We start from the raw sequence: 21,115 nt of genomic DNA, 5'->3' as shown, positions 1-21,115 counted from the left end.
TCAGGGTGCCGTCAGGCCGTACGGCTCGGCGACTCCTCCTCGGCCGGTTGGCGTACGGCGAGCCGCCCGCCCCGCGCCAGGGCCGCCATGGCCGCCGCGCAGCCGAGGCCGACCGCGCACAGCACCAGCCAGGGCGCCGCCGACCAGCCCGTCACGTCGAGCAGCGCGCCCGTCCCCAGGTTCCCCAGGGTGATGCCGACCCCGCAGACCGTGTTGTACAGCCCGTAGTGGGTGGCGACCCAGCGGCCCTCGGACAGGGCGACGACCGTGTCCATCTCGAACGGGTAGAGCACCGCGTTCGCGACCGCCAGGACCGCCGCGCACAGCAGCAGCGCGGGCAGCGAGCGCCCCAGGGCGGCCGGCACCAGGAACGCCGCCCCCATCAGGGCGAGCCCGAGCACCAGACACCGCTCCCGGCTGAGCCGCGCCTTGCACCAGGCGGTGATCCTCAGCTGCCCGGCGAGCGCGACCAGCGCCGACACCGCGAACAGGGCGGTCGTCGCCGCCGTGCCGCCCGCGGCGAGCGGCAGCGCCAGATAGACCTGGAAGGACAGCACGTACGAACCGGTCATGGCCAGCGAGAACAGCCAGAAGACCCGGTTGGCGAGCACCGTCCGGAACTGCCCCCGCGCCTGCCCGCCCGGCCCGCCCGGCGCGCCGTCCTCGTGCCGTACGGGCAGATGCCTCAGCTGTACGAGGGTCAGCGCGGCGAACAGCAGCGCGGCCACCACGCACGTCAGCCGGAACGACACCCCCGTCAGGGCCACCCCGATCAGCGGCCCGAGCAGAATGCCCGCCTGGTAGTACGTGTTGAACAGGGCGAACGCCTCGACGCGCCGCTCCTCTCCCGCCTCCGCCGCCAGATACGCCCGCACCGCCGGGTTGAACAGCGCGCCCGCGAGCCCCGTCGCGAGCGAGGCGGCGATCAGCATCGGCAGCGACTGCGCGAAGGCGAGCGCCCCGAAGCCGGCCGTCCGCAGCGCGCAGCCCGCGACGATCAGCGGCTTGAAGCCGAGCCGGTCGGCGAGCGCGCCGCCGACGAGGAACATGCCCTGCTGCGACAGGTTCCGGGCGCCGAGGACGAGTCCGACCGCCCAGGCGGCCATGCCGAGCCCGTCGGCCAGATGGGCCGCCAGGTACGGCATCAGCATGTAGAAGCCGAGGTTGATGGTGAGCTGGTTGAGGAACAGCAGCCGCACGGCCGGTTCGAAGCTCCGCGACCGCTTCCAGACGCCGCCCCTGGGGGTCATCGAGGCGCAGCTCGCCGGCCCCGTCGCCTGACGGCTCATCGGGTCCGCTCCCCGGGACGCCGGGTCCAGCCGCTGACCGGCTCGCCCTCGGCGTAGGCCGCGGGCTCCTCCCGTACGGGACCGTCGAGCAGGCCGTGCGCCGCGCAGAACTCGTCGTTGAAGACGGTGTCGAAGTACCGGTGCGGCCCGTCGGGGAAGACCGCCGCGATCCGGGTGCCGCGCGGCCGGGTGCGGGCCAGCCAGCCGGCGACCAGCGCGACCGCGCCGACGCTCCAGCCGCCGGTCGCGAACTGCCGGGCGGCCAGCCGGCGGGCCGCCCGTACCGCCTCCGCGGGACCCACCCAGTGGATCTCGTCGAAGGCGCCGTGGTCGACGTTGCCCGGGTGGATGGAGGAGCCGAGCCCGCGCATCAGCCGCGGGCCGGCCGGCAGCCCGAAGACCGTGGAGCCGACCGAGTCGACGCCGACGAGTTCGAGAGCGGGGCTGGAGGTCGCGCGCAGGGCGCGGGAGATCCCGGCCGAGTGGCCGCCGGTGCCGACCGCGCAGACCAGCACGTCGACGCGGTCGAGCTGCTCGGAGAGCTCGGCGGCGAGCCCGGCGTACGCCTCCGGGTTGTCGGGGTTCCCGTACTGGTTGGGCCACCAGGCCCCCGGGAGGGTCAGCAGGAGTTCCGCGACCCTGTCCATCCGGGCCTGCTGCCAGCCGCCCTGCGGGCTGGGCTCCGGCACGACGTGGACCTGCGCGCCGTGGGCGGTCAGCATGCGCTCCACGATCGGTTCGAGACCCGGGTCGGTGACGACGTGGACGGGGTGGCCGTGCAGGATCCCGGCGAGCGCGAGCCCGAGACCGAGGGTGCCGGAGGTGGACTCGACGATCGGCGCGCCGGGCCGCAGTTCACCGCGGCGGCGGGCCTGCTCGACCATGTGGAGCGCGGCGCGGTCCTTGATGCCGCCGAAGTTGAAGCCCTCGAGCTTGGCCCAGTAGCCGTCGTCCATCCACAGCACGGGCGTGTTGCCGACGGTCTGTTCGGCGACGGAGAGGAGGTTGGCGGGGTGCGTCATGGGGGTGTGCGTCCCTTGGGTGAAGTCCCGCGCGTGCGCGGGCGTGCGGAAGGAGCCGTGGTCGTGGTGGTGCGCGACCCGGCTCAGTTCCGGTTCACTCCGAGGGCGGTGAGCAGACTGCCCGGCTCGGGCCCGGGCCCGGCCCTGCCGCGGACGCAGCGCGCGTGCGGGGCCTCGGGGAACACCTCGTCGTACGCGAGGAGGACGGCGCCCGTGGCGTGCGGCGCCGAGAGCTGGCTGCCGGTGGACTGCGCGGGCAGGTGGGCGTCGAAGGACCAGCCCTCGCCCTGTCGCTCGCAGCCGTGCGGGAGGGCGGGCGCGGAGGCGCTGACGCCCGCGGACCCGGCGGGCCCTGAGGCGAGCGGCAGCGCGTGATGCGCGCCGTGGCAGACGCCGGCGAGCAGGGCGACGAGCGCGACCAGCAGCAGGACGGCGGGCGCCCGCCGTCCTGCTGCGCGCACCGTCACAGCTCGGTCACTCATGGTGTGCGCGAGGTTACGGGCGACCCACGGGCCGCGCAAAGGGACATGCGCGCTTTCGGCCATCCTTTATGTGCGGCGTACCGCCGTACCGGCCGGCTGCTGTCTCCCTACAGGTTCCGCTCGGCGAAGACCGCCATGGCGTCCCGGACGAGCACGGCCGTGCCGTCGCCGTGCTTGTCGTAGTTCTTGGTGAAGCGCGGGTCGTCGACGTACATCCGCCCGAGCCCGACGAAGTACTCCTTGCCGGGCGTCGTCGTGATCGACAGCCACTCGTAGTGGCGTCGCGTGATCGCCTGCACCTCGTCGCTGTCGGGCGCGAGCCCGCGCGCGGCGGCCGCGCCGTAGTCACGGGCGATGCCGGCCTGCTGTTCCTGGAAGGCCTTCTTCTCGGCGTCGCTGAGCGAACGCCACCAGCGGTCGCCCTTCTCGTACGCCTCGCGGCCCCAGCGCTCGGTCACCTCGGCCTCGTACCGCGTGTGGTCGAAGCCGTCGAAGACTTCCTCGGCCATGAGCTGTTCTCCTCTCTCGGTCTTGTGGAGAGTGGTCCGCACGGCCTCGATCTGCCGCCCGATGCGCTCGCGCTCCTGCTCCAGGAGGGCCAGATGCGTGCGCAGGGCGGCCGAGGGGTCCCGCTGGCCTTCGAGGACCTCGGCGATGGCGGCGAGGGAGAGCCCCAGCTCGCGCAGCAGCAGGATCCGCTGCAGCCGCACGAGCGCCGCCTGGTCGTAATACCGGTAACCGTTCGCGCCGATCCGGCTCGGCTCCAGCAGCCCGAGCTCGCCGTAGTGGCGCAGCGTGCGGCTGGTGGTGCCGGCTTTCCTGGCGATCTCCTGGATCGACCACTCCATGCCGAGAACGCTAGATCTTGACGTTACGTAAAGGTCAAGCGTGAGGGCCGGGCGGGAAGGCCGGGGCGGAAGGAGGGGACGGAAAGGCCGGGGCGGAAAGGGGGGACGGGCCGGGCGGAAAGGCCGGGACTCGGCGGGACCGGAAGACGACGAAGGCCCGGATCCGTTTCCGGATCCGGGCCTTCGTGCTACTGAGTAGCGGGGACAGGATTTGAACCTGCGACCTCTGGGTTATGAGCCCAGCGAGCTACCGAGCTGCTCCACCCCGCGTCGGTAAACACGACCTTACGGCATGGGCGCCCGAAACCGAAATCGGTTTCCTCAGCAGCCGCAGTCCTCGTCGTCGACCGCCGCCGTCAGCGGGTCCGCGTCCTTCTTGGCGGACCCCTCCCACGTCTCGTACGCGAAGCCCTCCCGCACCCAATACTCGAAGCCGCCCAGCATCTCCTTCACCTGGAAGCCCCGTTCGGCGAGGGCCAGCGCGGCGCGCGTGGCGCCGTTGCAGCCGGGGCCCCAGCAGTACGTCACGACCGGGACGCTCTTGTCGAGGAGCTGCTCGGCCTGCTCGGGGATGAGCGCGGTCGGCAGGTGCACGGCGCCGGGCACGTGGCCCTGGTCCCAGGAGGCGGTCGACCGGGAGTCGATCACGACGAAGCCCGGGTCGCCGCCGGTGGCGCGGGCGTCGGCGAGGGCGGACGCCACGTCGGAGACGTCGGCGTGGAAGGCGAGGCTGGCGGAGAAGTAGGCCGCGGCAGCGGCCGGGGAGGCCGGGGGCGTACGGAGAACGGGGTTGACCGGGTTCGCTGTCGTCGTCATGGTGATCAATCTAAGGACGATGATCATCATCCTGAAGTGGTGATCCACGGCTTGTCGGGGGGAACGGCCGGGGATTCCCGCGCGTTCGGGGACGTGCGGCGGGAATCTCACGCACCGGGACGTGTCACGTTCCCGCTCCCCCGTCCGTCATGTCCGTGGGACGTCGTAGGACCGGGCGCGAAGGGGAGAGAAGGACCGATGGACAAGGACCTCCTGGCGGAACGTTTCCAGGCCGACCGAGGCCACCTGCGGGCGGTGGCGTACCGGATGCTCGGCTCGCTGAGCGAGGCGGAGGACGCCGTCCAGGAAGCCTGGTTCAAGCTGAACCGCTCCGACGTCAGCGACGTGCGCAACCTCAGCGGCTGGCTCACCACCGTCGTCGGCCGCGTCTGCCTCGACATGCTCCGCTCCCGCACCTCCCGGCGCGAGGACCCGCTGGAGTACTACGTCCCCGACCCGGTCGTACGGGACGAGGGCACCGCCGACCCCGAGCAGGAGGCCCTGCTCGCGGACTCCGTGGGCCTGGCCCTGCTCGTCGTCCTGGAGACCCTGGCCCCGGCCGAACGGCTCGCCTTCGTCCTCCACGACATGTTCTCCGTCTCCTTCGACGAGATCGCCCCCATCGTCGACCGCACGCCGGCCGCCACCCGCCAGCTCGCCAGCCGCGCCCGCCGCCGCGTCCAGGGCGCGGCCCCGGCCCCCGCACCCGACGCCACCCGCCAGCGCCAGGTCGTCGACGCCTTCCTCGCCGCCTCCCAGGCGGGCGACTTCGAGGGCCTCCTCACCGTCCTCGACCCCGACGTCGTCCTCCGCGTCGACGGCGGCGACCTCGCCGCGGCCGCCTCCAAGCTGATCCGCGGCGCCGAGGCGGTCACCGCCCAGGCCCTCACCTTCGCCAAGTTCCGCCACGACGCCCGCAAGGTCACCGTCAACGGCGCCGCCGGCCTCGTCTCCCTGGTCAACGGCGCCCCGGTGGGCCTGATGGCCTTCACGATCGTCGACACCCGCATCGTCCAGATCGACATCGTGGCGGACCCGGAGCGCCTGTCGGCGCTGGGGGTGCGCTGAGGGCAAGGAGGGGTGCCCGGGTCTGCTCAGTCGTGTGCCGGGCCGTCGGACAGGGGCGCATACAGCGCCGAGGGGCAGTCCGGGGTCAGGAGGCGGCCGGGCAGACACCCATCTCGCCCTGCGGGGTCGTCACCGTGTGTATCTGCTTGGATACAGGCGCGAGTGCTAAGGAGTGCTCGCTTCGCAGAGCAGGGAGGTCGCCATGACAGCGGATCAGACCGAGACGAACGTGGCTGTCCGTCTGGAGTTCAAGGACGGCATGGTCGTCCAGGAGATCGGGCGGGACGCCTCCGTCGACCAGGAGCTCCGGGAGGCGATCAAGAAGGCCATCGGCACGGAGCTGGTCGACGAGAGCTACGACGACATCCCCGACGCCGTCGTCCTGTGGTTCCGCGAAGGCGACGGTGACCTCGTCGGTGCGTTGGTCGACGCCATCTCGTACACGCGTCAGGGCGGGGCGATCCTCCTGCTGACCCCGAAGGCCGGAGTGGACGGCCACGTCGAGTCCAGCAGCATCGCCGATGCCTGCACAACTGCCGGCCTGTCCCAGACGATGTCCGTCAGCGCCGGCAAGGACTGGAACGGCTGCCGCCTCGTCACAAACGCAGTCGCGAGGAGCTAGCCCCCAAGGGCCGTCGGCCACTCCCCCGGAGCGATGGCCGGGGCTGGCTCAGTTGTTCATGAAGGGCTGAACCTGCGACGGTTGCCAGCATGAACGTGGTTCTGGGAAACAAGGCCAGGTTCGCCGCAGAGGTCGGTGAGCCGGGCCCACTGCGCCGGGTCGACCTCTGGGCGGCTGGAAAGTGGCTGACCTGCGACGACAACGTTGCGTACGTCCCCCAGTTCCGCCGCGACGTGAGGGACGCCGCCGCCTGGCTGCGGGCCGGCGAAGGTTCTTCCTTGCCGTTCGCCGGCTTGTCCGCCGAGGCCACACACCGGCGTCTCAGGCAGCACGCGAGGGACGACGACGAGTCCGAGGTCGACTACCAGCTGCGCAGCAGGTTCCGGGCCCTGGACTGGGGGCCCACTACCGACAACGTCATGGCCTACCTGTTCCGCGAAGAGGACCACCTGGTGATCACGCTGGAGTTCTGGCGTGAAGAACACCTGGTCAACCACCCTGAAGACGCCGGTGCGGTCTTTGTGGTCGAGATCCCGGCCGAGGAGTTCATGGGGATCCTGGAGGGCATCTCGGCGGCGCTCGGCGCTAGTTAGAGCGAGAGCCGGGCCCGGCAATGCCCGCGCCGGGCGTGCGCGCTGCGTGCCGGTTCGGCCTCCACGGCATGTGCAAGGTCGGCGAGTCCGCTTTCCCACGACTACGAGGTCCTCGGTGGAAAGGGGTCGGCCCCAGGTCAGATGTCCTCTGACCTGGGGCCGTTCGGTAGGCCGTGTGGGACTCGAACCCACAACCAACGGATTAAAAGTCCGCTGCTCTGCCAATTGAGCTAACGGCCCGTGGCACAAGCACACCCGTGCAGCATAGCCCGACAGCTCTGTGAAACCGATCGGGTATCGGCCCCGGCGCACCGTGGGCGTGCCGGGGCCGGGGTGGTCAGTTCAGGTAGTAGCCGGCGATGTCCGCGATGAGGTGGACGGAGCCGGAGCGGTTGTAGAAGGTGACCTTGCCGTCCTTCACGGGGACGACCACCAGGTTCGGGACCGTCTGGCCCGCCGTGAAGTTGAGGTTCGACGCCGCCGTGCGCTGGGTGCCGTACGGGTAGACCGACACGAAACTCGCGGCCGTCGGGGACGTCGCCGTCACGTTCAGGACCACCGCCGACGCGCCGGGGCGGTCGACGGTGAGGTCCACGGTCGCGTCGGCGGCGAGGGCGGCCTGGGGGACGCCGAGGCCGGCGCGGGTGTCCATCAGACGGGTCGGGGTGACCGGCTGGTACTCGGCGCCCGAGGCTCCCGTCGTGAAGTAGCCCGCCACGTCGGCGATGAGGTCGACCGAGCCGGCGTGGTTGTAGAAGGTGATCTTGCCGTCCTTCACCGGGACGACCACCAGGTTCGGGACCGTCTGGCCGGCGGTGAAGTTGAGGTTCGACGCCGCCGTGCGCTGGGTGCCGTACGGGTAGACCGACACGAAGCTTCCGGCCGTCGGGGACGTCGCCGTCACGTTCAGGACCACCGCCGACGCACCCGGGGCGGTGACCGGGAGGCTCACGGTGGCGGCCGGGCCGAGCTTGCCCTTGCGGACGCCGAGGCCGGAGCGGGTGTCCATGAGGCGGGCCGGTGTGACGGCGGCGTAGGTGGTGCCGGTGCCGTCCGCGGTGTAGTAGCCCGCCATGTCGGCGATGAGGTCGACCGAACCGGAGCGGTTGTAGAAGGTGACCTTGCCGTCCTTCACCGGGACGACCACCAGGTTGGGGACCGTCTGGCCGGCGGTGAAGTTGAGGTTCGACGCCGCCGTGCGCTGCGTGCCGTACGGGTAGACCGACACGAAGCTCGCGGCCGTCGGGGACGTCGCCGTCACGTTCAGAACCACCGCCGACGCCCCCGGTTGGGGAACGGCGAGGCTGACGGTGTCGCCCGCGCCCAGCTTGCCCTTGCGGACGCCCAGGCCGGAACGCGTGTCCATGAGGCGGGCCGGCGTGACCGGCTTGTACGTGCCGTGCTCCGCGAGCGCGCCGCCGCCCAGCAGGACGTCGCCGCGCAGCCGCAGGTCGGCCCCGGAGCCGTCGGCGGGCTTCGCCGAGAGCTGCCAGGTGTACGCGCCGCTGACGGCGGGCCGGCCGCTCTCGTCACGGCCGTCCCAGGCCGCGCCGATCAGCCCGCGGGTCTCCCCACCGGACAGGGTGCGGGCGACGGTGCCGGTGGCCCGGTGGACCAGCGTCAGCCGCCAGGACGCGACCGGCTCCGACAGCCACCAGCGCGGCTTCCACGCGCCCTCGCGCGCGTCCACGGCGGCCGGTGTGTCGGCGTCGGGCGACGTGAGCGGGGAGCCCTCGCCGCCGGTCGGCACGACGTGGACGGCCTCGTCGGCGTCCACGTACGCGACCCGGCCGCCGAACCGGTCCACGGTCCAGTCCCTGCCCGGAGCGGTGCCGCGCGGCGTGCCGATCACCCGGGTGCCGGCCGTTCCCCGCAGGTCGGTGGTGCGGAGCTCGCCGTCCTTCAGCCAGGCGACGTAGCCGTCGGCGAGGAGGGCGGAGGTGTGGTCGGGCAGCGGCACGGACGACTTGGCGGCCGTGTCGTACACGCCCGACTTCCCGTTCCCGCAGTGCCAGTACAGCGACGTGCCCGCCGCCTGCAGCGAGTCGACGGCGCAGTCGGCGACCTCGGCGGTGCCGAGCGAGCGGCCGGTGCGGACGTCCACCGCCCTCGCGACGGTGGACGGGCCGGTGGAAGCGGTGGACGCGGCGGTCCACAGGGTGCCGCCGGAGAGCGCGAACGGCTCGTTCACCGCGCCCGTACGGACGTTGGCACCGGTGTCCAGGTCGAAGACCCGGGTCCGGCCGTCGTCGGTCCGGGCGGCGGCGTACCGGCCGGAGACCGCGAGAGGCGCGCCGGCGTCGTTCCGTACCTTCAGGTCCGTGACCGTACGGCCCGGCAGCAGCCCATCGGCGTCGACGACCGCGAGTCCCGCGCCGTCCTTCTTGCGGTAGACCAGCCGGCCGTCACCGGTGGCGGCCGGCACCGGGCAGTCGGCCGCCGGGGTGCAGCCGCCGGGGAACTGCTTCGCGTCGGCGCCCCGGTCCTTGCGGGCCCCGGCCGCCGGGGTGCCGGTCACGGTGAGGTCCTGGGTCCGCAGCCGTGCCTCGGGGCCGTCGAGCGTCGGCAGCCGGCCGATGGTGCTCAACCGGCCCTGGGCGAGGGCGAGACGGGTGGTCGCGGTCGGTACCGCCGGGGCGTCGGCGATCTTGTCGACGGCGAGGGTGCCGGTGCCGGCCTCGGTGCCGGGCTCGGTGCCGGGCTTGATCGCGTACATGCCCTGACCGGTGCCCTCGCCGGTGTCGGCGCGGCCGATCAGCATGGTGCCGTCGGACAGGAAGTCCGGCATGGCGGTGGCCCGCTCCAGGACGGTCTTCTCCTCGCCGCCGGTGAACGGCACGGCGACGACGCGCCAGCGGAGCGACGCGTACGTGGGGCTGCCGGAACCGGGCAGCGGGCGGGCGATCAGGACCTGGTCGCCCACGGTGCCGAGCAGCCTGCCGGGGCCCTCGCCCGCGACGGACAGGGTGTGGACGGGCTTCGAGAGGTCCGACTTCTTCCAGACCGTGAGCCTGCCGTCGGGGTGCCACTGGGCGACGTGCTCGGCGCCCGCCTCGACGCCGACGTCCGCGAGCTTCGTCAGGGTGGCGTTCCCGTCGCGGTCGACGCGGTAGACGTCGGTGCGCCGCCAGTCGTCCGTGTACGAGCCGTAGGTCTTCGACAGGTAGATCGCGTCCCGGTCCCAGCCGGCGATGCCCACCTCGCTCGTGCCGGCGGTCGGGAAGGTGTGGGTGGTGAGCCGGCCGTCCCGCCAGGACTGGAGGTACAGGGCGGTCGTCCTGCCGCTGAAGTCGGTCTTCTCCGTGATGACGACGTCGGCGAAGGTGTTGTAGAGGGTCTCGCCCTCGGGCACCGCGATCGTCCGCTCGGTGCCGTCCCGCATGTCCCGCTGGAGCACCGTGCGCCCGTCGCCGACGAAGTTCACGATGTCGCCGCCCGTGCCGTACACGGTCCTGTAGCCGGCCGGCAGCGGAACTGGCTTCGTCGTGCCGTCGGCGTACGAGGTCCAGTGGAAGCCGGCCTGCATGGTGCCGGTCAGGAAGCCGGTCGTGCCCGCCTGCTGGAGCACGGCGGCGTTCGGGTCACCGGCGAGCTCGGCCGGGATGGTCAGTCCCGCCGGCGCCGGCGGCTCGTCCGCGAACGCGGCCGTCGTGGTGGCCGATATGAGCCCGGTGGTGAGGCCGAGCGCCGTGATGACGGCGACGGCACTCGTCCGGGCAAGCTGATGGCGCCTCAATTTCTCTTGAACCCCCCATGAAACACGCAAAAGGCTGACGATACAGCGGAACGCCCGCACCCCCTGTGCAGGGGATGCGGGCGTTCGAACTGCCGTTGCCGAAGCGGGGCTTCAGCAGAGCGGATGTCAGCCGTTGCGCTTCCAGCGCGGCTTGTCGTCGCGGCGGAAGCCGCCACCGGACGGGCGGTGGTCGTCACGGCGGAAGCCGCCGCCCGACGGGCGGTGGTCGTCGCGGCGGAAGCCGCCCGACGGACGGTCGTCACGACGGTCGCGGTTGAACGGACGGTCGCTGCCACGGTGGCCGCCGGAGGGGCGGTCGTCGCGGCGGAAGCCGCCACGGTCGTTGTCGCGGCGGAAGCCGCCCGAGGGACGGTTGTTGTCCCGGCGGAAGCCACCACGGTCGCCACCACGGTCGCCACCGCGGTCGCCGCGGTCGTCACGGCGCTCGAAGCCACCGCGGTCGTCACGACGGTCACGGTTGAACGGACGGTCGTTGTCCCGGCGGAAGCCACCACGGTCGCCACCACGGTCGCCACGGTCGTCACGGCGCTCGAAGCCACCGCGGTCGTCACGGCGGTCGTCGCGACGGAACGACGGACGGTCGTTGTCCCGGCGGAAGCCGCCACGGTCGCCGCGGTCACCGCGGTCGTCACGGCGCTCGAAGCCACCACGCTCGCCACCGCGGTCGTCACGGCGGAACGACGGACGGTCGTTGTCGCGGCGGTCGTCCCGGCGGAAGCCGCCACGGTCACCACGGTCACCGCGGTCGTCACGACGGTCGCGGTTGAACGGACGGTCGTCCCGGCGCTCCTCGCGACGCTCGGCGGCGCGGCGCTCCTCGCGGGCCCGCTCCGCCTCGGCGGCGGCAGCGGCCGCGGCGAGCTCGGCCTCGGCGGCCTCGGTCACCTCGGCGACGGCGGCCTCCGGGTCCTCACCGCGCTCGCGGGCGGCGCGGGCGACCAGGCGGTCGGCCTCCTCGCGGAGCTCGACGGCGCGGCGCTGCAGGCGCTCCAGCTGCTTGGTCAGGTCGGCGACCTCGCGCTCGGCCTGCTTGGCGGCGTTGTTCGCGGAGTCGGCCTGGACCTCGGTCAGCGAACGGGCACCGGTGATCTCGGCGACCTCGGGGTCGAAGGCGCCGGCGCCGCCGACGATGTGGCGCGAGGCGTCCACGCCCGCGTCCTCCATCAGGCGGAAGATCTGGCGGCGCTGGTGCGGCAGGGCCAGGGAGACCACGACACCGGAGCGGCCGGCGCGGGCGGTACGGCCCGAGCGGTGCAGGTAGTCCTTGTGGTCGCCGGCCGGGTCCACGTTGAGGACCAGGTCGATGCCGTCGACGTGGATGCCGCGGGCGGCGACGTCGGTGGCGACGAGGACGTTGACGTAACCGTCCTTGAAGTCGGCCAGGGTGCGCGTACGGGCGCCCTGGGTCATGCCGCCGTGCAGCGCGTCGGCCTTCACGCCGGCGTCGCGCAGCTGCTCGGCGACGCGGTCGGCGCCCAGCTGGGTGCGGACGAAGATGATGGTGCGGCCCTTGCGGGCGGCGATCGCGGCGGTGACCGGGGCCTTGTCCTTGGGCTTCACGACCAGGACGTGGTGGGTCATCGTCGTGACGGCACCGGCGGACGGGTCGACCTCGTGCGTGATCGGGTTCACCAGGTAGCGCTTGACCAGGGTGTCGATCTCGTCCTCGAGGGTGGCCGAGAAGAGCAGGCGCTGGCCGCCCGTCGGGACCTGGTCGAGGAGCTCGGTGACCTCGGGCAGGAAGCCCAGGTCGGCCATCTGGTCGGCCTCGTCGAGGACGGCGACCTGGACCTGCTCCAGGGAGCAGGCGCCGCGGTTGATGATGTCGCGCAGTCGGCCCGGGGTGGCGACGAGGATGTCGACGCCGCGCTCCAGGGCGTAGATCTGGTTGCCCATGGACGTACCGCCGCAGACGACCTTCATACGGAGGCCGAGCACGTCGCCGTACGGCTGGAGGGCGTCCGCGACCTGCATCGCGAGCTCACGGGTCGGGGTGAGGATGACGCCGCGGGGCTTCTTCTTCTCGGTCTCGCCGCCGGCCAGGGTGGCGAGCAGCGGGAGGCCGAAGGAGAGGGTCTTGCCGGAGCCGGTACGGCCACGGCCGAGGATGTCCTTGCCGGCCAGGGCGTCCGGGATGGTCGCGGCCTGGATCGGGAAGGGCGTGGTCACGCCGTTCTGGGCGAGCTTGCGCACGACGCCCTCGGGGAGGCCCAGGTCACCGAAGGTGAGCTCGGGGGTCTCGGGGGCCTCGTCGGCGGACGTCTCGTCGGCGGACGACGCGTCGGCCTCGAAGGGCTCGACGCTGGTCGTCACGACGTCCGCCTCGACGACCTCGACGACGTCGAGGATCTCGTCGTTCTCGGGCAGGACGGCGTGATCAGAACTGAAAATGGACATGCGAAATGCGAAACCTTCCGGAGTCTCGGCACGCGCCCGTCAACTCCGTGTTCGCACTATGACCGCCTCAATGCGGTCAGCCACGGCAAGGGAGAGTACGCGCCAGTCACGGCGCTCTTCGGTCTTGGCGCCGGGCAAATGGGATCAAACGATCTACCACCATACGCACTCTCCCCCGCCCAAGGCAAACCGCGCCGCGTCACATCGGCCCGGCCTGCGGTGATGCGTCCGGCTCGGCCCGCCCGCCGGGCCCGTCGGCGGCCCGCATGGCCCCCATGTGGGTGTCCGCGCCGGGCGTCGTCGTGGGCGTCTCCGAGACCGTCGGTTCGGGCGTCGGCTCCTGCGTGGGGCTCGGCTCCTGGCTCGGCGAGGGCGTCGGGTCCACCGGTGGCGTGGTCTCGCCACCCGGCGCTCCGGAACCGCCGTCCGTGCCGCTCCCGTCGCCGGGCTCGCCGCCCGGCGGCTCCTGCGGCTTCGGCGAGCCGCCGGGGCCCCCGGGACCGGCCGCGCCGGACGGCTTGGCCGAGACGGACGGCGAGCCGCTCGGCACGGGCGTCTCGGTGCCCTCGCCGTCGGGGTCGGGCCCGCTGCGGCCCGTGCGGTCGTAGCCGCTCCCGCCGTGCCCGCCGGTGAGCCCGCCGTCATCGCCGGCACCGGCCGCCGCGCCGCGCTTGCCCGCCGAGCTGCTGGGCGCCGGCTTCGCCCCGTCGTCGCTCACACTCATACAGCCGCTCAGGCCCGCGCAGGCGGCGACCGCCAACGCGGTGGCGGCCCATCTCACGGGGGTGGGCAAATGGCGCACGGAGGCACCTCCAGGACACGACAGGCAGGAACAGGAAACGGACGCGGACCCGGTTCGAACGCGTTGCCCTGCCCAACTCCCCTGACGCCACAAGAGACACGCCCGCAATGCCGCCGCCTGGCCGCCGCGTGGCCGGGGCCTGGCTGTCGCGATGCCGCCGCGTGGTCGTGGCCTGGCCGTCGCGCGGCCGCCGCGTGACCGTCCCGCCCAACCGCTGCCGACAGTGCTCAGCCGTATCCGAGGGCGTGCAGCCGTTCGTCGTCGATGCCGAAGTGGTGGGCGATCTCGTGGACCACGGTGATCTCGGTCTCCGCGACCACGTCCTCGCGCGACTCGCACATCCGCAGCGTCGGCCCCCGGTAGACGGTGATCCGGTCCGGGAGCACCCCGGCGTACCACTCGCCCCGGTCGGTCAGCGGCGTCCCCTCGTAGAGGCCCAGCAGCTCGGGGTCGTCGGCGGTCGGCTCGTCCTCGACGAACACGGCGACGTTGTCCATCAGCCGGGTCAGTTCCGGCGGGATGCGGTCCAGGGCTTCGGCGACGAGCTCCTCGAACTCCTCGCGCGTCATCTCCAGCACGCCGCCCATTCTCCCTCCGCAGGAAACCGTTTTGGCGATACCGCCTGCCATCCCATATGCTTCTCACGTCCCCGACGCGCTGAGAAGCGCCCAGGTGGGCCCTTAGCCCTCATCGTCTAGTGGCCCAGGACGCCGCCCTTTCAAGGCGGTAGCACGGGTTCGAATCCCGTTGGGGGCACGCACAACCGTGTGCGAGACTAGTTCTCGCACGCTGCATGGTCCTGTGGAGCAGTTGGTTAGCTCGCCACCCTGTCAAGGTGGAGGTCGCGGGTTCAAGTCCCGTCAGGATCGCTGAGGTCGGAAACGACCTCGTGGCTGGGTAGCTCAGTTGGTACGAGCGATCGCCTGAAAAGCGATAGGTCGCCGGTTCGACCCCGGCCCCAGCCACAAAGAGAAGGCCCCGTTCGAAAGAACGGGGCCTTCTTCGTTCCTTCCCCGGCCCCCTGGTCTCCTCCCGTACGGATCCCCCGTACGGCTCCCCCGTGCGGGTTCTCCGTACGGGGGAGAGCGCAGCCCCTAGACCTCCTCCTCCCGGTCCCCGGCCCGGCCGCCCCGCCGGGCGCGCCACGCGAGGACCGCGCCCACCGCCGCGACGACGGCCACGAGCAGCGCCCAGTCCGGGACGGACCGTCCCAGGGCGGCCACCCGCTCCTCCACCGCGAAGGAGTCGTCGACCGACAGCAGGCCCGGCAGGGCCGTCGTGCCGTCGAAGACCAGGAAGAGAGTGCCGAGGAGGACGAAGAAGAAGCCCGAGAGCAGCGAGGTCGAGTGGGCCTCGAAGCGCCCGACGCGGACCGGGCGGCCGCGCAGCCAGCGCCTGCGCCCCAGCTCGTAACGCTCCCAGAGCAACGCGAGGACGAACAGCGGCACGGCCATGCCGAGCGCGTACACCGCGAGGAGCAGGCCCCCGTAGGCCGGGCTGCCGCTGAGCGCGGCCACCGTGAGGACGCTGCCGAGGATGGGGCCCGCGCAGAAGCCGGCCAGGCCGTAGACCAGGCCCAGGGCGTAGACGGAGAGCGCGGTCGTAGGCCGGATCCGGCCACTGGCCTCGCTCATCCGGCGGGACGCGAAGCCGAGACCGAGGATCTGCAGCACGCCGAGGACCACGATCGTCCAGCCGCCGAGGGCGACCAGCAGGTCCCGGTGGCCGTAGAAGAGCCGCCCGGCGAAGGAGCCGGCCGCGCCCAGCGGGACGAGGGTGGTCGCCAGGCCCGCGTAGAAGATCCCGGTCCTGGCCACCAGCTTCGCTCGCGTCTCCATCGAGTACGCGAAGAAGGCGGGCAGCAGCAGGGCGCTGCACGGGCTGAGCAGGGCGAGCAGCCCGCCGAGGAAGGCCGCGAAGTAGCCGATGCCCGAGGTCACCGCCCGGCCCCGCCGGTCTCCGACGCCGAGGGGGCCGAGGGCTCCGAGGGCTTCGACTTCGCCGTCCTCGCCGCCGCCTCGATGGCCTCCGTGAAGGCCTCCATCGGCTGGGCTCCCGCGATCGGCCGGCCGTTGACCAGGAAGGACGGGGTGGACGTCGCACCGAGCGAGTAGCCCTGCTCCTGGTCCTTGCTCACCGCCTCGCGGGCGGCCGCGCTGTCCGCGTCCCGCGCGAAGCGCGCGAGGTCGGCGACGCCCGCCTCCTTCGCGAGCGCGGCCAGGCGTTCCTTGCCGAAGCCCTTCTCCTTGGCGCCCGGCGCGTACGCGGCCTTGTGGAACTCCCAGAAACGGCCCTGCTGCCCGGCCGCCCACGAGGCCCGGGCCGCCGCCTCCGACTCCTCGCCGAAGATCGGGAAGTTGCGCCACTCGATGCGCAGGGTGCCGGCGTCCACGTACTTCTTCACCAGCTCGGGCTCGGTGTCCCGGGCGAACTTGCCGCAGTAGCCGCACTTGAAGTCGGCGTACTCGATCAGGACCACGGGCGCGTCCGCCCGGCCGAGGGCCAGCTTGTCGGAGGCGTCGCGGCGGGCGTAGGCCTCCAGCTCGGGATAGACGCCGGCGGACGGGTCCACAGAGACCTCGGCCACGGAGTTCCCGGAGGTCCCGGAGGGCGAGGACGGCTTGGTGGCCGCGTACGAGACGAGGCCGAGCAGCGTGGCCGCCAGGGCCACACCGGCGACGATGACGACGGGCTTGGACCTAGGACTGGCCGCGGGCTTGGACGTGGAGGTGGGCTTGGACGTGGGCATGCGGAAGCGCTCCTGAGGACGGAGGAGAAGAGGGCGGGCGGCGGGAGCAGGCGCGCGTCTAGACCCTCAGGACCGAGAGCTCCACCGGTGACGGCGGTACGAGCTCCGGAGGCTCGGGGCCCGGCACCGCGTCTGCCACGTCCTGGTCCGCGCCCCAGCCGCCGCACGGCGTGCGCTCCCCCGCCAGCGCGGGCAGCAGCTCGCCGAAGCCGTGCGGGCGCGGCGGTACGGCGGGGGTCGCGGCCCCCTCCTCTCCGCCGTGGCCCTGGCCGCAGCCCGGCCCGGCGGGCGCCGTCGCGGCGAGCGGCACATCCCCCGCCCGCACCTCGTGCCCCGCCTGCACCGCCCGCACCGCGGGAGCGCCGGCAGAAGCACCCGCGGGAGCGCCGGCGGCCGCCCCACAGACCAGCAGGCCCAGCACGAGACCCACGAGCGCGGCGAGCGCCGCCGTCGCGCGCGGGGTGCCGGAGGCCATGCGGAAACCTTTCGGGGCGGTGTCGGTCGGTGTGCCCGAAATACTACGCAGCGGCACCGCGCCCGCCCCTCGAACCGCTCGTAAATCGGTTCGCCGCTTCTCGGCCGCAGGTGCGATCCTGGATTCCGTATGTCTACTTCCTTCGCCGCCCTCCAGTCCGTCCTGGCCGAGGTCTCGCTGCGGGACTCCCACCGGCTCGGCCGCCGTCTCGAAGGCGCCCGCCGCATCCGCAAGCCCGAGGCCCGCGAGGCCGTCCTGGACGAGATCGCAGCCGAGGCCGGAAAGGCCAAGGAGCGGGTCGACGCGCGCGCCGCACGCGTGCCCGCGGTCACGTACCCCGAGCAGCTGCCCGTCTCCCAGAAGAAGGACGAGATCGCCGAGGCGATACGCGACCACCAGGTCGTGATCGTCGCCGGTGAGACCGGTTCCGGAAAGACCACGCAGATCCCCAAGATCTGTCTGGAGCTGGGCCGGGGCGTCCGGGGCATGATCGGGCACACCCAGCCGCGCCGGATCGCCGCCCGCACGGTCGCCGAGCGCGTGGCCGAGGAGCTGAAGACGCCCCTGGGCGAGGCGGTCGGCTGGAAGGTCCGGTTCACCGACCAGGTCAACCAGGACGAGACCTTCGTCAAGCTGATGACGGACGGCATCCTGCTCGCCGAGATCCAGACGGACCGCGAGCTTCGCGCGTACGACACGATCATCATCGACGAGGCCCACGAGCGGTCCCTCAACATCGACTTCCTGCTCGGCTACCTGGCCCAGCTGCTGCCGAAGCGCCCCGACCTCAAGGTCGTGATCACCTCGGCGACCATCGACCCGGAGCGCTTCTCCCGCCACTTCGGCGACGCGCCCATCGTCGAGGTCAGCGGGCGTACGTATCCCGTCGAGGTCCGGTACCGGCCGCTCCTGGAGGAGGATTCCGACGAGGCCGACCGGGACCAGATCACCGCGATCTGCGACGCGGTCGACGAGCTCCAGAAGGAGGGACCGGGCGACATCCTGGTCTTCCTCTCCGGCGAGCGCGAGATCCGCGACACGGCGGACGCGCTGACGAAGAAGAAGCCCCGCGGCGGAGCCGCTGATGGATGGAGCAGCACGGAGATCCTGCCGCTGTACGCGCGGCTGTCGCACGCCGAGCAGCACCGGGTCTTCCAGGCCCACTCCGGCCGCCGGATCGTCCTCGCCACGAACGTCGCCGAGACCTCCCTCACCGTCCCCGGCATCAAGTACGTGATCGACCCGGGCACCGCCCGCATCTCGCGCTACTCGCACCGCACCAAGGTGCAGCGCCTGCCGATCGAACCGATCAGCCAGGCGAGCGCCAACCAGCGCAAGGGCCGCTGCGGCCGTACGTCGGACGGCATCTGCATCCGGCTGTACTCGGAGGACGACTTCCTCACGCGTCCCGAGTTCACGGACGCGGAGATCCTCCGGACCAACCTGGCGTCCGTCATCCTCCAGATGACCGCGGCCGGTCTCGGCGACATCGAGAAGTTCCCGTTCATCGACCCGCCGGACCACCGCAACATCCGGGACGGCGTGCAGCTCCTCCAGGAGCTGGGCGCGCTGGACCCCGCCCAGAAGGACCCGAAGAAGCGGCTCACCGAGCAGGGCCGGAAGCTGTCCCAGCTGCCCGTCGACCCGCGCCTGGCCCGCATGGTCCTGGAGGCCGACAAGAACGGCTGCGTGCGGGAGGTCATGGTCATCGCGGCGGCGCTGTCCATCCAGGACCCGCGCGAGCGGCCGGCCGAGAAGCAGGCACAGGCCGACCAGATGCACGCCCGCTTCAAGGACGAGACGAGCGACTTCCTCGCCTTCCTCAACCTGTGGCGCTACGTCCGCGAGCAGCAGAAGGAGCGCGGTTCCAGCTCCTTCCGCCGGATGTGCAAGCAGGAGTACCTGAACTTCCTGCGGATCCGCGAGTGGCAGGACATCTACGCGCAGCTGCGCACGGTCGCGAAGCAGATGGGGATACACCTCAACGAAGAGGACGCCCCGGAGCAGTCGATCCACGTCTCCCTCCTGTCCGGCCTGCTGTCCCACATCGGCCTCAAGGACGTGAAGGACGCCAAGGACGGCGGCGCGAAGGACGGCCGGCGCGAGGGCACCCGGAACGAGTACCTGGGCGCCCGCAACGCCAAGTTCGCGATCTTCCCGGGCTCCGCGCTCTTCAGGAAGCCGCCGCGCATGGTCATGTCCGCCGAGCTGGTGGAGACCTCCCGGCTGTGGGCGCGGGTCAACGCGCGGATCGAGCCCGAGTGGATCGAGCCGCTGGCGCAGCACCTGGTGAAGAAGACGTACAGCGAGCCGCACTGGGAGAAGGACCAGGCGGCCGTGATGGCCTTCGAGAAGGTGACGCTGTACGGCGTGCCGATCGTCGCCGACCGCAAGGTGAACTACGGGCGGATCGACCCCGAGGTCTCCCGCGACCTGTTCATCCGCAACGCGCTCGTCGAGGGCGACTGGCGCACCCACCACAAGTTCTTCGCCGACAACCGCAAACTCCTCACCGAGGTCGAGGAGTTGGAGCACCGCGCCCGGCGCCGCGACATCCTCGTGGACGACGAGACGCTGTTCGACTTCTACGACAAGCGGGTGCCCGAACACGTCGTGTCGGGGGCCCACTTCGACTCGTGGTGGAAGCACAAGCGGCGCGAGGAGCCGGAGTTCCTCGACTTCGAGCGCGAGATGCTGATCAACGAGAAGGCGGGCGCGGTCACCAAGGCCGACTACCCGGACTCGTGGCGGCAGGGCGCGCTGAAGTTCCGGGTGACGTACCAGTTCGAGCCCGGCGCGGACGCGGACGGCGTGACCGTCCACGTGCCGCTCCAGGTGCTCAACCAGGTCACCGACGAGGGCTTCGACTGGCAGATCCCGGGTCTGCGCGAGGAGGTCGTCACGGAGCTGATCCGGTCGCTCCCCAAGCCGATCCGCCGCCACTACGTGCCCGCGCCGAACTTCGCGAGCCGCTTCCTGGACTCGGTCGTGCCCGTGCAGGAGCCGCTGACCACCGCGCTGGCCCGCGAGCTCCAGCGGATGGTCGGTGTCCCGCTGACGGCCGAGGACTTCGACTGGGCGAAGGTGCCCGAGCACCTCAAGATCACCTTCCGGATCGTCGACGAGCGGCGCCGCAAGCTGGCCGAGGACAAGGACCTGGAGACGCTCAGGCTCCGTCTGCGCCCCAAGGCCCGCCAGGCCCTCTCCAAGGCCGCCAAGGCGGCCACGGCGGGCCCGGACGGCTCCGGGCCGTCCCTGGAGCGCACGGGGCTGAAGGACTGGACGATCGGCACGCTCACGAAGGTCTTCGAGACCAAGCGGGCCGGCCAGCCGGTCAAGGCGTACCCGGCGCTGGTGGACGAGGGCGACAGCGTCGCCGTGCGGCTCTTCGACTCGGAGGCCGAGCAGGCGCAGGCGATGTGGCGGGGCACCCGGAAGCTGATCATGCTGGGCGTCCCGGTGAACCCGGCGAAGTTCGCCTCGGACCGGCTCACCAACCAGCAGAAGCTCGCCCTGTCGGCGAACCCGCACGGCTCCGTCCAGGCCCTGTTCGAGGACTGCGCGACGGCCGCGGCCGACAAGCTGATCGCGGACCACGGCGGCCCGGCGTGGGACGAGGAGTCGTTCCGCAGGCTGTACGACAAGGTGCGCGCCGACCTCGTGGAGCTGACCGTACGGACGGTGAGCCAGGTCCAGCAGGTCCTGGCGGCCTGGCAGGCCTGCGAGCGGCGCCTGAAGGCGACGAGCAGCCCGGCGCTGCTGCCGAACCTCCAGGACGTGCGGGAGCAGCTGTCCTGGCTGGTGCCGGCCGGCTTCGTCACCCGTACCGGTCTGAAGCGGCTGCCGGACCTGATGCGCTACCTGGTGGCGGTGGACCGGCGGCTGCAGCAGATGCCGACGGGCGTGCAGCGGGACACCACCCGGATGGAGAAGGTCCACGAGATGCTGGACGAGTACGCGTGGCTGCTCGAACAGCTCCCGAAGGGCCGCCCGGTGCCGTCCTCGGTCACGGACATCCGGTGGATGGTGGAGGAGCTGCGCGTCAGCTACTTCGCGCACGCGCTGGGCACGGCGTACCCGGTCTCGGACAAGCGGATCGTGAAGGCGATCGACGCGGCGGTGCCGCAGCCGGCCCGGTAGCGGACCCCGGTTCGACCAGACCGCTGACCTGCTGTACAGTTTTCCTCGCAGCCAC

The 21,115-nt window shown here is 72.0% G+C and carries 16 protein-coding genes and 5 tRNA genes; 7 read left to right on the top strand and 14 right to left on the bottom strand.

Annotation, left to right across the window (positions count from 1 at the left end; translation table 11 throughout):
• Positions 1-11: 11 nt before the first annotated feature.
• From ACFWJO_RS30195 to ACFWJO_RS30170, 6 genes are all read right to left on the bottom strand, one after another.
• Positions 12-1,289, bottom strand: a complete 1,278-nt coding sequence (locus ACFWJO_RS30195) for an MFS transporter (protein WP_386870192.1) — start codon at positions 1,287-1,289, stop codon at positions 12-14.
• Complete coding sequence (locus tag ACFWJO_RS30190) at positions 1,286-2,311, bottom strand: PLP-dependent cysteine synthase family protein (protein ID WP_386870190.1); 1,026 nt, start codon at positions 2,309-2,311, stop codon at positions 1,286-1,288. The genes ACFWJO_RS30195 and ACFWJO_RS30190 overlap by 4 nt, the downstream gene beginning before the upstream one ends.
• 83 nt (positions 2,312-2,394) lie before the next feature.
• A complete protein-coding gene (locus ACFWJO_RS30185) occupies positions 2,395-2,793 on the bottom strand; it encodes a hypothetical protein (RefSeq protein ID WP_386870188.1) in 399 nt (132 codons plus the stop codon).
• Between the two features lie 107 nt (positions 2,794-2,900).
• Positions 2,901-3,641, bottom strand: a complete 741-nt coding sequence (locus tag ACFWJO_RS30180; protein WP_386870187.1) for a MerR family transcriptional regulator — start codon at positions 3,639-3,641, stop codon at positions 2,901-2,903.
• 196 nt (positions 3,642-3,837) lie between these two features.
• Positions 3,838-3,911: transfer RNA gene (locus tag ACFWJO_RS30175), tRNA-Met, on the bottom strand.
• A gap of 51 nt (positions 3,912-3,962) precedes the next feature.
• Positions 3,963-4,457 carry a rhodanese-like domain-containing protein gene (locus ACFWJO_RS30170; RefSeq protein ID WP_386870186.1) on the bottom strand — a complete coding sequence of 165 codons (495 nt, stop codon included), beginning with the start codon at positions 4,455-4,457 and terminating at the stop codon, positions 3,963-3,965.
• A gap of 198 nt (positions 4,458-4,655) precedes the next feature.
• On the opposite strand from ACFWJO_RS30170, the gene sigJ reads away from it, so the two are divergent.
• The 3 genes from sigJ to ACFWJO_RS30155 all read left to right on the top strand — a co-directional run bounded on the left by sigJ (position 4,656) and on the right by ACFWJO_RS30155 (position 6,740).
• Entirely contained in the window at positions 4,656-5,525 is an 870-nt protein-coding gene (sigJ, locus tag ACFWJO_RS30165) for an RNA polymerase sigma factor SigJ (RefSeq protein ID WP_386870184.1), read from the top strand.
• 202 nt (positions 5,526-5,727) lie between these two features.
• Complete coding sequence (locus ACFWJO_RS30160; protein ID WP_386870182.1) at positions 5,728-6,147, top strand: DUF3052 domain-containing protein; 420 nt, start codon at positions 5,728-5,730, stop codon at positions 6,145-6,147.
• An 89-nt stretch (positions 6,148-6,236) separates the two neighbouring features.
• Positions 6,237-6,740, top strand: a complete 504-nt coding sequence (locus ACFWJO_RS30155; protein ID WP_386870180.1) for a hypothetical protein — start codon at positions 6,237-6,239, stop codon at positions 6,738-6,740.
• Positions 6,741-6,907: 167 nt separating this feature from the next.
• Here ACFWJO_RS30155 and ACFWJO_RS30150 read toward each other — a convergent pair.
• The 5 genes from ACFWJO_RS30150 to ACFWJO_RS30130 form a co-directional block, all read right to left on the bottom strand.
• Positions 6,908-6,980: transfer RNA gene (locus ACFWJO_RS30150), tRNA-Lys, on the bottom strand.
• 97 nt (positions 6,981-7,077) lie between these two features.
• Positions 7,078-10,476, bottom strand: a complete 3,399-nt coding sequence (locus tag ACFWJO_RS30145; protein WP_386870178.1) for a hypothetical protein — start codon at positions 10,474-10,476, stop codon at positions 7,078-7,080.
• A gap of 126 nt (positions 10,477-10,602) precedes the next feature.
• Entirely contained in the window at positions 10,603-12,894 is a 2,292-nt protein-coding gene (locus tag ACFWJO_RS30140) for a DEAD/DEAH box helicase (protein WP_386870176.1), read from the bottom strand.
• A 199-nt stretch (positions 12,895-13,093) separates the two neighbouring features.
• Positions 13,094-13,618: a hypothetical protein gene (locus tag ACFWJO_RS30135; RefSeq protein ID WP_386870174.1), complete on the bottom strand. Its 525-nt coding sequence runs from the start codon at positions 13,616-13,618 to the stop codon at positions 13,094-13,096.
• 305 nt (positions 13,619-13,923) lie between these two features.
• Entirely contained in the window at positions 13,924-14,274 is a 351-nt protein-coding gene (locus tag ACFWJO_RS30130; RefSeq protein WP_386870172.1) for a metallopeptidase family protein, read from the bottom strand.
• Positions 14,275-14,379: 105 nt separating this feature from the next.
• Here ACFWJO_RS30130 and ACFWJO_RS30125 point away from each other — a divergent pair.
• The 3 genes from ACFWJO_RS30125 (at position 14,380) to ACFWJO_RS30115 (ending at position 14,661) form a co-directional block, all read left to right on the top strand.
• Positions 14,380-14,452, top strand: a tRNA-Glu gene (locus tag ACFWJO_RS30125).
• A 39-nt stretch (positions 14,453-14,491) separates the two neighbouring features.
• Positions 14,492-14,565 (top strand) — tRNA-Asp (locus ACFWJO_RS30120).
• A 22-nt stretch (positions 14,566-14,587) separates the two neighbouring features.
• Positions 14,588-14,661: transfer RNA gene (locus tag ACFWJO_RS30115), tRNA-Phe, on the top strand.
• Between the two features lie 129 nt (positions 14,662-14,790).
• Here ACFWJO_RS30115 and ACFWJO_RS30110 read toward each other — a convergent pair.
• The 3 genes from ACFWJO_RS30110 to ACFWJO_RS30100 are packed head-to-tail and all read right to left on the bottom strand — an operon-like array spanning position 14,791 to position 16,920.
• Positions 14,791-15,636, bottom strand: coding sequence for a cytochrome c biogenesis CcdA family protein (locus ACFWJO_RS30110; RefSeq protein ID WP_386870170.1), 846 nt, complete (start codon positions 15,634-15,636; stop codon positions 14,791-14,793).
• Complete coding sequence (locus tag ACFWJO_RS30105; protein WP_386870168.1) at positions 15,633-16,445, bottom strand: DsbA family protein; 813 nt, start codon at positions 16,443-16,445, stop codon at positions 15,633-15,635. The genes ACFWJO_RS30110 and ACFWJO_RS30105 overlap by 4 nt, the downstream gene beginning before the upstream one ends.
• Before the next feature lie 58 nt (positions 16,446-16,503).
• Positions 16,504-16,920: a hypothetical protein gene (locus tag ACFWJO_RS30100; RefSeq protein WP_386870166.1), complete on the bottom strand. Its 417-nt coding sequence runs from the start codon at positions 16,918-16,920 to the stop codon at positions 16,504-16,506.
• 129 nt (positions 16,921-17,049) lie between these two features.
• Here ACFWJO_RS30100 and hrpA point away from each other — a divergent pair, with 129 nt between their 5' ends.
• On the top strand, positions 17,050-21,060 hold the full coding sequence (hrpA, locus tag ACFWJO_RS30095) for an ATP-dependent RNA helicase HrpA (RefSeq protein ID WP_386870164.1): 4,011 nt from the start codon (positions 17,050-17,052) through the stop codon (positions 21,058-21,060).
• The last annotated feature ends 55 nt before the right edge of the window (positions 21,061-21,115 follow it).

This window comes from Streptomyces sp. NPDC127092 (assembly GCF_042722475.1).
GTDB lineage: Bacteria > Actinomycetota > Actinomycetes > Streptomycetales > Streptomycetaceae > Streptomyces.
The sequence above is the reverse complement of the archived record's forward strand: the minus strand, read 5'-3'. Positions and strand labels throughout refer to the sequence as shown.